1 protein-coding gene is annotated in these 249 nt (G+C 44.6%); it reads right to left on the bottom strand.

From position 1 onward, the window contains the following. The coding region (locus tag ACTHS3_RS18345; RefSeq protein WP_440368854.1) for a LemA family protein at positions 1-206 on the bottom strand (206 nt) is incomplete at its 3' end. Between the last annotated feature and the right edge of the window lie 43 nt (positions 207-249).

Here is a 249-nt window from a genome sequence, read left to right as displayed (position 1 = left end):
ATATAGTTGTTCCTTGCTTGATTAATCCGGTTTTCCGCCTCTTCAAGACGCGTAGTCAGACGCTGATAATCCAAGCTTTCCGCCAAAAGCGGATAATGGTCTGAAATCAGCGTCATTTGTGTCAAAATTCCGCTCAATTCTCCCTGAACTTCCTGAAAACGCTTCAATTTCGCCGGATTGGCAGCCTCTTCCAAATTCAGATTCATACGGACCGCCCGACTTTGAACGTCAGACAACTTGAACAAAATA

The organism is Neisseria sp. P0009.S007 (assembly GCF_051962515.1).
Note: the sequence above shows the minus strand (reverse complement) of the source record. Positions and strands in the feature narration are given on the sequence as shown.